General features: G+C 71.9%; 21 protein-coding genes. 7 read left to right on the plus strand and 14 right to left on the minus strand.

The features are described from left to right. Window positions 1-56: 56 nt before the first annotated feature. Together ABZ340_RS32130 and ABZ340_RS32135 are read right to left on the minus strand one after the other, a co-directional pair. On the minus strand, window positions 57-605 hold the full coding sequence (locus ABZ340_RS32130; RefSeq protein WP_358785400.1) for a flavoprotein: 549 nt from the start codon (window positions 603-605) through the stop codon (window positions 57-59). Next, window positions 602-1843, minus strand: a complete 1242-nt coding sequence (locus tag ABZ340_RS32135; protein ID WP_358785401.1) for a helix-turn-helix transcriptional regulator — start codon at window positions 1841-1843, stop codon at window positions 602-604. The genes ABZ340_RS32130 and ABZ340_RS32135 overlap by 4 nt, the downstream gene beginning before the upstream one ends. A gap of 215 nt (window positions 1844-2058) precedes the next feature. Between ABZ340_RS32135 and ABZ340_RS32140 the strand changes: the two genes are divergently transcribed. The 7 genes from ABZ340_RS32140 to ABZ340_RS32170 all read left to right on the plus strand — a co-directional run bounded on the left by ABZ340_RS32140 (window position 2059) and on the right by ABZ340_RS32170 (window position 7881). After that, window positions 2059-2442, plus strand: a complete 384-nt coding sequence (locus ABZ340_RS32140) for a hypothetical protein (RefSeq protein WP_358785402.1) — start codon at window positions 2059-2061, stop codon at window positions 2440-2442. After that, window positions 2439-2831 carry a restriction endonuclease gene (locus ABZ340_RS32145; RefSeq protein WP_358785403.1) on the plus strand — a complete coding sequence of 131 codons (393 nt, stop codon included), beginning with the start codon at window positions 2439-2441 and terminating at the stop codon, window positions 2829-2831. Before ABZ340_RS32140 ends, ABZ340_RS32145 begins: the two co-directional genes overlap by 4 nt. Before the next feature lie 646 nt (window positions 2832-3477). After that, window positions 3478-4050: a hypothetical protein gene (locus tag ABZ340_RS32150; protein ID WP_358785404.1), complete on the plus strand. Its 573-nt coding sequence runs from the start codon at window positions 3478-3480 to the stop codon at window positions 4048-4050. Between the two features lie 172 nt (window positions 4051-4222). Then, on the plus strand, window positions 4223-5710 hold the full coding sequence (locus ABZ340_RS32155) for a 3'-5' exonuclease (RefSeq protein WP_358785405.1): 1488 nt from the start codon (window positions 4223-4225) through the stop codon (window positions 5708-5710). Window positions 5711-5727: 17 nt separating this feature from the next. Then, window positions 5728-5997 carry a hypothetical protein gene (locus ABZ340_RS32160; RefSeq protein ID WP_358785406.1) on the plus strand — a complete coding sequence of 90 codons (270 nt, stop codon included), beginning with the start codon at window positions 5728-5730 and terminating at the stop codon, window positions 5995-5997. Between the two features lie 172 nt (window positions 5998-6169). Continuing rightward, window positions 6170-6931, plus strand: coding sequence for a hypothetical protein (locus ABZ340_RS32165; protein WP_358785407.1), 762 nt, complete (start codon window positions 6170-6172; stop codon window positions 6929-6931). A 107-nt stretch (window positions 6932-7038) separates the two neighbouring features. Further along, the gene (locus ABZ340_RS32170) at window positions 7039-7881 is read left to right on the plus strand and encodes a hypothetical protein (RefSeq protein WP_358785408.1); all 843 of its coding nucleotides are present in this window, start codon (window positions 7039-7041) and stop codon (window positions 7879-7881) included. A 58-nt stretch (window positions 7882-7939) separates the two neighbouring features. Here ABZ340_RS32170 and ABZ340_RS32175 read toward each other — a convergent pair whose 3' ends face one another. The 12 genes from ABZ340_RS32175 to ABZ340_RS32230 form a co-directional block, all read right to left on the minus strand. Beyond that, window positions 7940-8368, minus strand: a complete 429-nt coding sequence (locus tag ABZ340_RS32175; protein WP_358785409.1) for an NUDIX hydrolase — start codon at window positions 8366-8368, stop codon at window positions 7940-7942. Window positions 8369-8411: 43 nt separating this feature from the next. Next, the gene (locus tag ABZ340_RS32180; protein WP_358785410.1) at window positions 8412-8993 is read right to left on the minus strand and encodes a hypothetical protein; all 582 of its coding nucleotides are present in this window, start codon (window positions 8991-8993) and stop codon (window positions 8412-8414) included. After that, window positions 8990-9340, minus strand: coding sequence for a hypothetical protein (locus ABZ340_RS32185; protein ID WP_358785421.1), 351 nt, complete (start codon window positions 9338-9340; stop codon window positions 8990-8992). The genes ABZ340_RS32180 and ABZ340_RS32185 overlap by 4 nt, the downstream gene beginning before the upstream one ends. A gap of 436 nt (window positions 9341-9776) precedes the next feature. Further along, the gene (locus tag ABZ340_RS32190; RefSeq protein ID WP_358785411.1) at window positions 9777-10064 is read right to left on the minus strand and encodes a hypothetical protein; all 288 of its coding nucleotides are present in this window, start codon (window positions 10062-10064) and stop codon (window positions 9777-9779) included. Window positions 10065-10095: 31 nt separating this feature from the next. Then, on the minus strand, window positions 10096-10764 hold the full coding sequence (locus ABZ340_RS32195) for a hypothetical protein (protein ID WP_358785412.1): 669 nt from the start codon (window positions 10762-10764) through the stop codon (window positions 10096-10098). Further along, window positions 10761-10925 (minus strand): hypothetical protein, encoded by a 165-nt coding sequence (locus tag ABZ340_RS32200; RefSeq protein ID WP_358785413.1) that lies wholly within the window; start codon window positions 10923-10925, stop codon window positions 10761-10763. The genes ABZ340_RS32195 and ABZ340_RS32200 overlap by 4 nt, the downstream gene beginning before the upstream one ends. Continuing rightward, a complete protein-coding gene (locus ABZ340_RS32205; protein WP_358785414.1) occupies window positions 10922-11272 on the minus strand; it encodes a hypothetical protein in 351 nt (116 codons plus the stop codon). Before ABZ340_RS32205 ends, ABZ340_RS32200 begins: the two co-directional genes overlap by 4 nt. After that, on the minus strand, window positions 11269-11574 hold the full coding sequence (locus ABZ340_RS32210; protein ID WP_358785415.1) for a hypothetical protein: 306 nt from the start codon (window positions 11572-11574) through the stop codon (window positions 11269-11271). Before ABZ340_RS32210 ends, ABZ340_RS32205 begins: the two co-directional genes overlap by 4 nt. Continuing rightward, window positions 11571-11921 (minus strand): hypothetical protein, encoded by a 351-nt coding sequence (locus tag ABZ340_RS32215; protein WP_358785416.1) that lies wholly within the window; start codon window positions 11919-11921, stop codon window positions 11571-11573. The genes ABZ340_RS32210 and ABZ340_RS32215 overlap by 4 nt, the downstream gene beginning before the upstream one ends. Next, window positions 11918-12127, minus strand: coding sequence for a hypothetical protein (locus ABZ340_RS32220; protein WP_358785417.1), 210 nt, complete (start codon window positions 12125-12127; stop codon window positions 11918-11920). Before ABZ340_RS32220 ends, ABZ340_RS32215 begins: the two co-directional genes overlap by 4 nt. Then, window positions 12124-12276: a hypothetical protein gene (locus tag ABZ340_RS32225; RefSeq protein WP_358785418.1), complete on the minus strand. Its 153-nt coding sequence runs from the start codon at window positions 12274-12276 to the stop codon at window positions 12124-12126. Before ABZ340_RS32225 ends, ABZ340_RS32220 begins: the two co-directional genes overlap by 4 nt. Beyond that, window positions 12276-12542 (minus strand): hypothetical protein (locus tag ABZ340_RS32230; RefSeq protein WP_358785419.1); only part of this gene is annotated, 267 nt, incomplete at its 5' end. The genes ABZ340_RS32230 and ABZ340_RS32225, both read right to left, overlap by 1 nt.

A 12542-nucleotide genomic window follows, 5' to 3' on the forward strand; every position in this document is an offset into this window, starting at 1 on the left:
TGCACATGGGGAATTCACCCGGGGTGTCTCCCGTAGGAGACAGTTGTCCGAGCAGGTCAGGCGGCTGGAGGCAGTGCGTCGATGGCGGCCTGCCACGGGTAGGCGTCGAGGTTCCCGTGCCGGGGACGGTGCGGGACGAAACCCTCGTCGCCGAGCAGGACGGTGACGCCGGCGTCGCGCAGGATCTCGACACTGCGGGCGACGGCGGGGTGCGCGTGCTGGGCGTTGTTCCAGTGCGGCAACGCCACGATCGGCAGGCCGAGGCCGATCCCCTCGGTGATCAGGCCGAGCGCGAGGGTGTCGCTGATGCCCGCGGCCCACTTGTTCACCGTGTTCGAGGTGAGCGGGGCGACGAGCAGGGCGTCCGGCGCGGGGAGCACGTCGTCCTGGCTGGGGAGCTTGTACTGGTGGCGGACGGGGTGGCCGGTGAGGGATTCGAGGGCCTCGACCTCGCCCTCGGCGTCCTCGCTCGCCCACCGGTACGCGGACGGCGTCAGGATGGTGCAGACGTCCCAACCGGCTTTCTGGGCGGCGCGGATGGGGATTTCGAGGCGTCGCGCGGGCGGTGCCGCGCAGGAGATCAGGTACAGGGTTCGGGTCGTCACCGGGGCAGTCCACAGCGATCAGCGAGCAAGCGCAACCGGCCCTCGGCGGACCCGGCGCCGAGCAGGCGCAGGTTCTCGACCGTGGTCTTCGTGCGGGGCCGGCACTGGACCTCTTCGGGGGCCAGCTCCTCGGCGGCGAGCAGGGTGTCGACCGCTGTCTCGCGCTGCCCGGCCTGCAGTTCGCCGAGGGCGCGGTCGGCGAGCAGGTGCGCCCGGCGCTCCTTGGGCAAGCTGGCGAACGCGGGGGCCGGGATGTCGGCGGCGGCCGCGATGGCGTCGGCGCCTTCGCTGAGCTGGACGTGTGCGGCGACCCGGTAGCACTTGACGTTGGTCGGCCCGAAGCTGGTCCACAGGAGGTTGTCGTCGCGGCCGAGGCGGTCGGCGTGCTCGTCGGCCTGGTCGAGGTGCTCAGGCACCCGGCGGGCGTGGGCTTCGGGGTTGAGGTCGTCGGCCTCGGCGGCGGCCGCGGACGCCATGGCGGCCTTGAGGTAGAGCATCCCCAGCACGCTGAACCCCTCCGGGCCGGCTCGGAGGAGCTCGTCCTGCAGGCGCTGGGCCGAGGCGAGCACGAACTGGGCGGCGGCGTCGGCCTGGCCGTGGTTGGTCATCGCGTCGCACAGGTGCCGGGCGGCGGACGCCATGATTACAGGGTTCTCGCTGCGCTCGGCGGCGGCGACCGCCCGGTGCCCGGCGATGAGCGCCAGCTCGGTGTCGCCCCACTTGATGGCGGCGGCCTCGGTCAACTCCAAGCTGAGGGAGAGCAGCTCGTACGCGGTGAGCTGGTCGTCGCCGCGGTGGTGCTGCGCGGCCCGGGTCGCGTCGACGAGCAGGGCGGGGATCGCGCTGCCCAGCTGGGCGAAGTGACCGGCCTGGAAGCCGGTCCTGGCGTAGGTGAGGGAGCGGCGCAGCTGCTCGACGGGGAGTGGCTCGTCGGACGAGTCGTCGGTCGCGCCCGTGATCACGTCGTGCCGGTGCAGGGCGCGGCGTACGGCGTCGATCTCGCTCTCCTCGACGCACTCGGTGTCGAGGACCTCGGCGATCAGCCGCTCCAGCGTGATGCCGAGACGTAAGGCTGCGAGCCGCATCACGGACAGATTCGGGTCGGCCTGGCGGCGACCGCCCTCCAGCTCCTCGACCCATCGCAGGCTCTTGCCCATGAGGTAGGCGAACTCCTGGCGGGACATGCGCCGGCGGGTGCGCCAGTAGTAGACACGGCGGCCGAACTGGAAGGAGTCCATGGGCTTCCCCGGATGTGAAGCACGACCCACACACATCGTGTGGTCTAACCCCGGTATACCGCCCTTACCGTCCGGATATGGCCAAGTCTCAGACTCCCGTCACCCCAACGTGGGCGGCGCTGCACGTACCTGACGACAACACCCTCGCCCGCCTCCGTGGGGCTGGCACCGGCTCGACCCGGTTCGTCGCGTGCGGCGGCGGCCGGGATGCGGTCGTGATCTCGCCCCTGCAGCGCGGCCTCGCGGCGCTCGACGCCCTGAACCTGCCGGTCGAGGACGGGCACTCGGTGCTCGCCGACCACTCCCGCCAGGAGCTGATCGTGGTGGTGGAGGACGGCTGGGTGCACCTGTGGGAGGGCGTGCCCGGGGTCCGGGTGCTCTCCCTCGGTGCGTGGCTCCTGGTGCCGGCGCCGGGCACCGAGGGCTCGTTCGCCGCGCACTGGCTGAGCTGCCCGGCGCGCGACGTCCCGGCCCTGTGGCGGGACCAGGAGCGCGACCCGCACCTCGGCCTGATGTCCACCCGGGTCGACCCCCGGGCGCTGTACGACGCGCTCGCCACGGTCGACCGGCCCGTGGTCGCCTCGGCGGCGGCGTCATGAGCGGGTACACCGTGCTGTACGACCCGGACGGCCTGCTCGGCGCGGAGCTCCCCCTCGACCGTGAGCCGCACATGGCGCTGGCCAAGGAGGTGCTGGGCTGGGAGGACATGGCCGACGTCGCGTCGGACGACTGCCTGCAGATCGCCCTCCAGCTCACCGCGCACGGGCGGGCCGTCGCCGACGACGTCCGCCGGCTCTCCGCCGACCCGGCCGTTCCCGACGAAGTCCGGGAGCTGGCCGAGGTCGTCCTGCGGGAGGCCGACCGGCGGCTGTCGTCCCCCCGGGTCGGCACGGTGCACTGCGTGCAGCAGCGGGCCCGCATGGTCCGCGCGCTGTACGAACGCCTCGACCGCCTCAACACCGCACGCCCCGCCGCGACCTCGACCTGAGCGGCCCCCGGACCGCCCGTCGCTCCCCCCGTGGCGCGGGCGAACAGAAGCCCTCGGCTGGTGTCCACCCGACCCGGCCGGGGGCTTCTCCATGCCTGTCGTGCTCCTGGTGGCGGGCCGCGCCAGCGGCACACCACCACGGCGGCCGCGCCGCAGACGACAACGTGCAGAACCCTCCGGCCACCTGATTCGACCTCAGCCCACGAAAGCCAGCTCCGACGCTCCCGCACCCGGCCGAGCAGCTGCATGGCCTCCAGCAACCACTCCCCGGTCGCAACCACGCCTCCCCTCTTGAAGGCCACGACGGACCCGCGGCCGCCGACGCCGCCCGGCCGCCCCGGCGGGGCACCGCAGGCCCGCCAGGGCCGAGGAGCTGCCGACCCCTCGCGTAACGCCTCGCCCACCTGCTCGTTGACCTGGGCGGAAGGGAAGTCTCCCGGGCTTCCGCCGCTCGCCGCTGGCGGGCGGGTCTTTCGGGCTGCCCGTACGCCAAACCTCCGAGAGGGGGCGAGCGGCCCCAAAGACCCCGGCGAAGGGCCTGCACCTGATGAGGGTGTGGGCCCTTCGCCGTGTCCGGGCGGAGCGGAGAAGGGGAAAAATCGGGCATCGCGCCCCTGATTAATGGATCTCCATTAAGCTATTCCCTATGGAGAAGACTTCGATCACCGTGATGATCTACGCCTATCAGGCGGGCCGATTGGATCTGCTGAAAAAGCAGCAGGCATTGGAGGAAAAGGCGACGATTGATGCCCTGGTGAACCAGGGAAACACCCGGAAACAGGCCAGGATCATCGTGGCCCGGATGCGGCCCACGGAGTGGCCCAGTCTGGAGACCATCGTCGCCCGCGCGGTCGAGCAGCGCCTGGACGAGCCGGACCTGGCCGGCCCCTGGGAGCCACTGACCGTGGCCGAGGCGGAGCAGCTCGCACTGTCGGGCCGCTGGCCGGGGCCGAGCCTGGGGGTCTCCATGTCCCAGCGGAACTACAGCCTCCCAACAGAGCTGGTCACGCGGCTGCGCACGGCTGCCTGGCGGGTGTCGGAGGGGCCGATGCGGGAGCTGGAGGCGCGCGGCCTGGTCGGCGCCGGCCTCGTGCTGACTGAGGGGCAGAAGCGGGAGCGCGACGCGCTGGCGGAGCGGCTGTACCCCGTGCCGAGGATCGTCCGGGAGGCCCTGGCCCGGTACGGCCCGGCGTCGTCGTCGACTGCTGCAGACGAGTGATGATCGGCGCTTTCATCAATGGAGATCCATTAAGGAAAAGCGCGGACGCGCGCACGCGGTAATAGGGGTCAATTTCGCCACCTGGCCGGTTCTGCGGGAATGTTTGAACGATGGCGGAATTGGGTTTATAGCTGCTACGGTTTTCCCCTCGACGCTCTTTCGGGAGGCATGAGTGAGCACCACCACGGCGACGGCGACGGAGCAGATCCCGTCCAGCCGGACCGAGGCGGACCCGGCCCGGGTCGCCAAGGGCAAGCCCCTGGCCCACATCGCCGGCGTCCCCGTGTACGGCTGGGGGCAGGCTCCGCCGTACCTGCGGACCAAGACACAGCTGGCGGCGGCCCGGCTGAACGTGACCGAGGCTCAGGAGAAGGCTCCGCTGGCGTACATCCGCACGCGTGAGTACGGCGACGTGCCGCTCCACGACCCGGCGGCCGCGGAGAAGATGCGGCCCTTGCCCTCCTCGACCAAGGCCAAGATGGCGGCCCGGCGCACCTGCCCGGAGTGCAACAAGGTCCGCAAGGAGATCCTGCGCGGGCGGCCCTGCTCGGCCTGCCGGGAGCGGGCCGAGAAGGAGCGGCAGCGGCTGCTGGCGCGGACGTGCGCGGGCTGCAGCACGGTGAGGGAGCGTCCGTACCCGAAGGAGCACAGGCGTTGCCAGAGCTGCCGACAGGAGCAGCTGGAGAAGAAGCGGGCGCGTGTCGAGGCGTGGCTCGTCGAGGTGACGGTGTGCGCCGGCGACGGCTGCACGAAGCGGCGCGGGTCCAAGAAGGCGGCGCGGGCCTGGCTCAAGGAGCACCCCTGGCTGCTGCGCGCGGAGCGCACGGACCTCCCTGACTCGATGTGGTGGCCGAACTGGTCGCGTCGGTGCTCGCCGTGCCAGAAGGCGTACGACGCGGAGCAGGAGCGGCGCCAGGCGGAGCTGCAGGAGCGGTACGAGCGGGAGCAGCGGGAGCGCCGGGAGGCCGAGGCGCGGGCGGCCGAGGAGCGCGAGCGGTGGGCCGCGGCCGCGCTCGTCGACCCCGACGTCCTGGTCCTCGACACCGAAACGACCGGGCTCGACGAAGACGCGCGGATCGTCGAGCTGGCCGTGCTCAACTCGCGCGGGGAGGTCCTCCTCGACACGCTGCTGAACCCGGGCGTGCCCGTGCCGGACGACGCGGCGGCCATCCACGGGATCACGACCGAGGCCCTCGTCGGGGCGCCCACGTTCTCCGACGTCCTGGTGCAGCTCACCGGGCTGCTCGACGGCAAGCGGTGCCTGATCTACAACAAGTGGTTCGACGTCGGCCGGCTCCAGCACGAGCTGACCCTGCACTACCTCGACCGCGCCGCGCGGGAGGCGGCCGAGGAGGCGGTGCGCACGGGCACGGTGCCGGAGGACCTGCGGGAGCGGGCGGTCGCCGAGGCCCGGAAGCAGGCGGCGGCCTGGCTCGACGTCATGCAGTTCGAGGACGTGATGATCCCGTACTCGGACTGGGTGGGGGACTGGTCGGAGTACCACGGAAACAACCGGTGGCAGCCGCTCGACGGCGGGCACAGGGCCGCGGGCGACTGCCGCGCGGTGCTGCGGTGCCTGCGGTCGATGGGACGGGCCTACGCGGGCGAATACGCCACGGCGGGCGCCGTGGCCGGCGGCACGAGCGAGGGGACGAACTGATGGTGCAGCTTCGCGTGATGACGGATGACAAAGAGCGCGGTGAGGAGGTCCTGGCGGTGCTGCTGCCGCTGCTCAACGCGTGTACGGCCCTGCGGGCGGGCGAGCCGACCCGGCTCGCGCACCGGGGCGGCGGGCTCCGCGTGGTCCTGGACGTGCAGCTCGCCGGGGCGCCGACCGTGACGGTCGAGCGGGACGACGTCCCCCGGTCGAGTGGTCGGCGGACCCGTGCGGGCGGAGCTCCGGCTCGTCGTCAACGGCGGCGTCTGGAGCTTCCGCCGGGAGGATGACACGGGGTCGTCGAGGGCGTTGTCGTCCTCGACGGCGGGGAGCCTCGATACCGTTCCTCGGTGTGGGGCGTCCCCGTCATATCAGCGGAACGTCACGCGCCCGCCGGAGGCAGACCCGGCGGGCGCGTCTTCGTACAGCCACAACCCCGTTGACGACAAGGGAGATCCGATCGTGGCCAAACCCGACGTTACAGTCCCCCGCCAGCAACCCGTTCCGGACGGCCCGGAGGGCGACGAAGGCGACGTCACAGTGATGGGCTGCCTCAAGGGCGGCTCCACCAAGACGACGACGACGAACTACCTCGCGTTCGTCCGTGCCCAGCGCAGGAAGCGGAAGACCGGCAAGGGCAAGAACCTGCCCGTCAAGGTCCTCGACGCGGACACCGTGAGCCAGACAACCCACTCCTGGTACAAGGAGGCCAAGGACGAAGGGCTCGCCTACCCCCTCGACGTCGAGCGGTACCCGTTCGAGGACCTGGGCGACTATCTGGCGGAGCTGAGGGCCGATGGCTACGACGTGTTCGTGGATGTCGGCGGGGGCAACGTCGCACTGTTCCACAAGGCGCTGCGTCAGGCGGACCGGCTGATCGTGCCGCTGTCGCCGAGCGGTTTCGACACGAAGCGGATCGAGCCGACGTTCCAGGAAGCCGCCACGGTCTTCGAGGAGAACGTCCGCGGCGGCTTCGAGACTCACATCCTGCTGTCGCGGAAGATGAGCGACAAGCAGGCCCGGGAGGCACGGGAGAGGGTCGCGCCGCTGCGTTTCCGCGGCGAGCCTCTGCCCATCCTCGACACGGAGGTTGAGCAGCTGATCGAGTACACGCGGGTGCTGGGCAAGGTGCCGACGAACCTCGACGAGTACACCGAGGTCTGGGACGAGATCATGCGGCGTGAGGCAGCCAAGCGGGCGGCGTTGAAGGTGGCGGCCGGATGACGACGGCAGAGGTAGCCGTACCTACTCAAGCCGGTGAGCTGACCTCCGTCAGCCAGCTCGACGCGTCCGAGGAAGCCGCGGTTCGCCTCCGCCGAGTTCAGCGGGTCTTGAAGAAGCCGCAGCAACTGGCCGGCCTCGACCCGGCCGAGCAGCTGGAGGAGTGCCTCAAGGTGCTGCGGACGGCCGAGGCCAAGCGGGAGGGGACGGTCAAGGAGGCCCAGCTGCGGGCGGGCGCGGTGTTCTTCGACACCGCTGGCCCGTACCTGATGTGGGTGCGGGACAACTCCCTGTACTGCCTGGACGACCCGTCTCGGACGTTCGAGCGCTGGCTGACCATGATCTGGGGCTACAGCCCCAGCCAGTGCTACCTGTTCATGGACGCGGTGCGGGTCCGTATCGCCCTCGGCCTGGCAGGGAGCGACGAGTACGCGTACCGGGGGACGGTGCTCACCACGAAGCACATCCGGGCCCTTGCGCCGGCGGTCAACGCGGAGCTTCCCCCTGCGGAGGTCGAGCAGCTGTGGGCTGAGACCGAGGCCCGCGACGGCAAGGCCACCGAGGAAGGGCTGCGGGAGACATACCGCCAGCTCACGGCCTCCAAGGGGGCTCCAGCCCTCGGCGCGACCGAGACCACCGGCACCACGACGACGGCCACCGAATCGAACGGTTCGTTCGATTCCTCCGACCGGTCGGAGGAATCGAACACATCTCCGGAAGAGGCGGAGCGGCTGGAGCGGTGGGAGGTCAACGAGAAACTGCGCTCGATCCGTGCGGAGCTTGAGGCCCTGCAGGAGCGGTACAGCGAGCTGACGAACGGCGGCCTCGCGCCGCTGGACGCGGCCGACGCCGTGCGGGAGGCCAAGCAGGTACGGGCGCTGGGGCGGTGGTTCACCCAGCACGGCACCGTGCCCGTGGACTCGGTGGTCGACGCGGAGCTCGTCGAGGACTGACCTGCACACAGAGAAGCGCCCGTCCCGGGCTGTCCGGGGCGGGCGCTTCTCTGTGTGCTCAGCGACTGGCAGTGAGCTGGTGGCGCCTGGCGTCGGCCACGATCTCGCCGTGGTCGAACGCGAGGCTGCCGGGCGCGTCCAGCGGGAGCCACTGGATGGCGGCCGCGTCGTCTCCGGCCTGGGCGACGGTGTCCGCGGGGACCGTGACGGCGTAGGCGACACTCACGTACCGGCCGCGCGGGTCTCGGTCGGGGCGGTCGTAGACGCCGATCAGGTCGAGGTCCTCGGCGGCGACACGGACGCCGGTTTCCTCCAGTAGCTCCCGAACGGCAGCGGCTCGGGAGGTCTCTCCCGGGTCGACGTGCCCGCCGGGCAGGGCCAGCTCGCCCTCGTGCGGCGGCCAGCCGCGCCGGATCAGGAGGACGTCGTCGCCGCGCAGGCAGACCACATCAGCGGTGTACCGGATGGTCTCAAGGGTCTCGGTCATCTGCTCATCTCCGATGGTGCGGGGTTCGTCGGGGTGGGGCGGGTCAGCCGAGGCCGGGGAACGGCTCCGGGCCCTTCATCAGGGCGGCGTCCATGACCTGGCCGACGAGCTTGGGGTCGGCCTGGGGCAGTGTCCCCTGCTCCTCGGCCGGGGCCGGCGCCTCGTCGCCGAGGACCTCGCCCGGCTTTCGGGTGTCCGTGATGACGCGCAGGATCAGGCCCATAGGGCTGTTGTGGTCCTCGGGGGTCAGCCGCTCCGTCCATGTCTCCAGCACGCGCAGGGCCAGTTCCTTGCGGAAGTCGGCACCCGTGACGGGGTGTTCCGCGCGGTGGATCAGGTCGGTGAGCATCTGCGCGACGGGCTCGCTCGCCTCGCGGAGCTGGCGGGTGAACTCGGCCTGCTGCCCGTCGAGCCGGGCCTGGAGCTCGCGCAGCTCGGCCGTGAGCTGCTCGGTCCGCTCACGCTCCTGGTCGCGCTGCTGCCGGTAGTCCTCGGCCTGGCCCTCCCACATGACCGCGTTGCTCTCTGCCTCCTCAAGCTGGTACTCCAGCCCGGGGACCTTTCCGGCCTCCTCGACCTTGCCCTCGTAGTACCGGTGCGTGGTGCCGGTGATGACACGGATCACTTCTCGGTCTCCTCGACCTGGGGGTGGGTGTAGCGGACGGGCTTGCCCAACCGGTGGGCGTAGCGGATCTCGGCGCGGGTGCTGTCACCGATGTAGTCACCGACGATGAGAACCTCGTCGGCGGCGCGGATCTTCGCCCGGTGCAGGGCGTCGAGCCGGGGCTTGAGGGCCTCGACGGCGGCCGGGTCGGCCCACAGCGAGTGGGGCGTCTTGAGGTCGCACCCGGGCGCGAGCACGATGCGGCCGGCGGCGGTCTCCTGGGCGTTGACCTCGGCCATCTCCGCCATGAACCGGGTGCTGCCGCACAGGACCACCACCTTCGGCTCCTCGGCGAGCAGGGCGAACACGCGGTCGTCGTACGCCCCGGCCGGCTCCTCGGTGGTGCGCGGGTTGGCCTGCAGGAAGGCGGCCAGTTCCTCGCCCCGCTCGGCGACGAGCCGCTCGGTGTCGGCCTTGATGGTGTTCATGTCCTGCTCGGTGAGGTCCCACGGGGCCGGGTTGCCGTGGGCGGCGTCGAACTGCCGGGCCGCGGCGCGGTGGCACCACTCGCGGACCTGCTCCTCGACGGTCGGCTCGTAGGGCGGCGGCTCCGGGATGAGGCCGGCGGCCTCGGCGGCCGGGACGATGTTGTTGTCCCACTCGCACTCGGCGTACTCGGGATCGGCGGCGTCGGCGATGTACCGGGCGCGGGCGGCGGCGCCGTACCCGGCGGCGTCGAGGGCCCGCTCGTACGCCTCGTGCGGGGTCGGCGGGGGTGTGGTGGTGCTGGTCGCCCACGGGTCGTCAGTGGCCATGCTGGCGGTGCTCCTTGTCGGTGTCGGTGTCGGCAGGGTGGGCGGCCGGGCGACGGTCGAGGGGACGCTCGCGGCGCAGGGCGAAGATGGAGTCCAGCTCGACGAGCCGGACCCTGCCCTCGTACTGCACCGTGAGGTCGCCGTGCTCGATGAGCCGCAGCACCTGGCGGTGCTCGATGCCGAGCAGGCCGGCGGCCACGCGCGGGGTGACGGTCCAGTCCGGGCCGAACGTCGCCTCGTCGGGCTGCTGCTGGTCGCCGTGGTGCTGCGGGCTCATCGCGTTCCCCCTCTTCCTCGCCCGGCCATCCTCACGCGTGGTCACGGCTGCTGTCAGCGGCCTGACCAGGGAGTTCGGGCAGTCCGGCCTTGGTGAGGGCGGCCGGGTCGTACGTGGTCGGGTCGAGCTGGGCTCGGTGCTCGACGGCGGCGGCGAGCGTGAGGCCGTAGGCCAGGGCCTGGGCCTTGGCGTCGCGGTCGATGACGGCGGTCGCCACGGTGGTGGCGCTGTCGAGCCGGGCGAGCGCCAGCTCGTGGTCGCGGGCCTCTCGGGCCTGGCGGGCGGCCCGCCAGTGCCGGGAGGAGACGACGTACACCAGGACCGTGGCGACGAGCCACAGCAGCATCGCCAGGGCCCACGACTCGGTGTAGGCGGCGGGGCCGATGACGGCGAACGCGCCGGACGCGCTGAACGCCACGGCGGTGGTGACGGCGTCGCTGTTGCGGTTCACCGCCGAGACGCACGCGGCGGCGAACGATCCGGCGGCGAGCGCGATCATCAGCGCCATGTTGCCGACGCTGTGGGCGGCGCCCTGCTCGTGCCAGATCCGGGCCAGGATCAGGGCGGTCGAGGTGGTGATGACCGGTACGAGCCGCCCGGAGTAGGCGATCAGCAGGGTGAGGCCGGTGTGCTGGGGCGGGGGCGGCACGGCCGGGAGGTGCTGGCTGTACCAGGCGGGGAGCTGGTCGGGGGGTGTCACTGGGACTCCGTCCGGGGCGTGTCGTCGGGGTCGGTGGTGCTGGTCGTCGGGGCCGGGGCCGGGCCCGCGTCGGTGGCGGGCCCGGACTCGGTGTCCTCGTCGAACAGGCGGAGCTGGTGCCCGCCGTTCATCTCCTCGGAGAACGGCTGGCGCGGTGTCACGGCTGGTCCTGCCGGTGCCAGTAGTCGAGCTGGTAGGCGTGCAGGGTGAGCAGCGGGATGACGGCCTGGCCGGTGGCCCCGTCCTCGACCACCAGGTGGTCGCGGTCGAGCCAGTGGGTCAGGTACAGGACGGCCGGGAGGCCGGACTCGGCGGCCTCGGGGCGGCGGGTCCACACCTGCCCCAGCTCCGCGAGGATCGCCGGGTCGTGCTCGGCGACGGCGGCCTCGACGAGCCGGTACGCGTCCTGCGGCGCCACGCGGTTCCACAGCACGAGTCCGCGGGCGCGGCTCTCCATCCAGCGGTTGGCCTCGGTCTCGCTGCCGAGGACCTGGGCGAGCGTCGTCATGCGAACACCCCCTTCGGGGTGCGCCGGCTGCGCAGCAGCTGCCACCCGGCGTACGTGCCGGAGACGAGCACGGTCACGGCGAACCCCAGGGCGACGGCGGCGTACTTGAGACTGGTCACCACCGACTCGCCGAGCGGCGCCTGCAGCGGGCCCGTGAGGGCCAGGGCGGCCCCGTAGGCGAGCCCGGCGGCCAGGGAGACTCCCTGGACGTCGGACCCGCTCTGCAGGGCCCACAGGGTGCCGAGCAGGGCGGCGAGCAGCGCGATGAGCGCGGTGGTCTGGATGCGTTCCTCGTGCGTCACGGCTGCCTCTCCTTGTCCGGCGTCGGGGTGTACAGGCCGGACGGGGAGTCCGGCGCCTGGATCGCCGAGGCGGCCAGCACGAGCCCGTTGCACAGGTAGACACAGGCGTCGTCGGACCAGATCTCGGCGGCCGCGGTGCGGTTCGGCGCGGAGGCCGGCGGGCACTTCGGGTCGTGGATGCAGCCCTGGCGGGCCTGGGCGAGCGCGAAGGAGCGGGCCGAGGCCGTGAGCTGCTTGTTCTCCGCCTTCGTCAGGCGGCGGTTGCGGACGGTGGACACGACGTCCTCGACGACGCACGCGGCGCCGAGGACGTCGTCCCACAGTCCGCGCAGGGCGCGGAACTTCATCGCTGCTGGCCTCCCAGCAGCCTCTCGACGGTCTCCTCGTCGACCGCGAGGGCCTGGGCGACCTCGGCCTCGGAGTAGCCGCTGGCGGACAGCTCAGCGGCCATCCGCGACCACTCCGCGGCCCGGTCCTCTGGGGCGACGTAGTCCTCGCCGACCGACAGCTCGTCGCCGAGCAGCTCGTCGGGCGTGGGGGAGTCGGCGGTCACTTGGTCCCCCTGGGCGCGCTGGCGGCCTCGTGCCCGTGGATGCGGGCGAGTCCGTTCTGGATGCGGGCCTCGGCCTGCCGTTCGGGGGTGTTGTGCTGGGCGTAGTCCCTCGCGGCCTGCGCCTGCAGGTCCTTGACGGTGTCGCTCATCAGGCCACCGCCTTCGTGACGAGCAGGTCCTCGGGCTCGTAGCCGTGGCCGTTGTCCTCGCGCTCGACGTCGTCCATGACGTCGTCGAGGCCGGCGGCCGGGGAGGGGACGCACTCCGAGCAGTGGATGGTGACCAGCCGACCGCCGATCACGACCTTCACGGCCTTGAAGTCGTCGCAGTTGTCGCAGGTGGGACGGCGGAACCGGCCCACGACCAGCACGCGCTTCGGCGCGGGGGTCGTGTCGGGGTTGATGTGCGTGGTCAG

This window comes from Streptomyces sp. NPDC006134 (genome assembly GCF_040628835.1).
Classification (GTDB): Bacteria; Actinomycetota; Actinomycetes; order Streptomycetales; family Streptomycetaceae; genus Streptomyces.

What these genes read in the sequence shown, in the direction of transcription:
- ABZ340_RS32135 (WP_358785401.1), bottom strand. Translation starts at nt 1,843, where the DNA reads ATGGACTCCTTCCAGTTCGGCCGCCGTGTCTACTACTGGCGCACCCGC.
- ABZ340_RS32145 (WP_358785403.1), top strand. Translation starts at nt 2,439, where the DNA reads ATGAGCGGGTACACCGTGCTGTACGACCCGGACGGCCTGCTCGGCGCG.
- ABZ340_RS32150 (WP_358785404.1), top strand. Translation starts at nt 3,478, where the DNA reads ATGGAGAAGACTTCGATCACCGTGATGATCTACGCCTATCAGGCGGGC.
- ABZ340_RS32160 (WP_358785406.1), top strand. Translation starts at nt 5,728, where the DNA reads ATGACGGATGACAAAGAGCGCGGTGAGGAGGTCCTGGCGGTGCTGCTG.
- ABZ340_RS32175 (WP_358785409.1), bottom strand. Translation starts at nt 8,368, where the DNA reads ATGACCGAGACCCTTGAGACCATCCGGTACACCGCTGATGTGGTCTGC.
- ABZ340_RS32190 (WP_358785411.1), bottom strand. Translation starts at nt 10,064, where the DNA reads ATGAGCCCGCAGCACCACGGCGACCAGCAGCAGCCCGACGAGGCGACG.
- ABZ340_RS32205 (WP_358785414.1), bottom strand. Translation starts at nt 11,272, where the DNA reads ATGACGACGCTCGCCCAGGTCCTCGGCAGCGAGACCGAGGCCAACCGC.
- ABZ340_RS32215 (WP_358785416.1), bottom strand. Translation starts at nt 11,921, where the DNA reads ATGAAGTTCCGCGCCCTGCGCGGACTGTGGGACGACGTCCTCGGCGCC.
- ABZ340_RS32225 (WP_358785418.1), bottom strand. Translation starts at nt 12,276, where the DNA reads ATGAGCGACACCGTCAAGGACCTGCAGGCGCAGGCCGCGAGGGACTAC.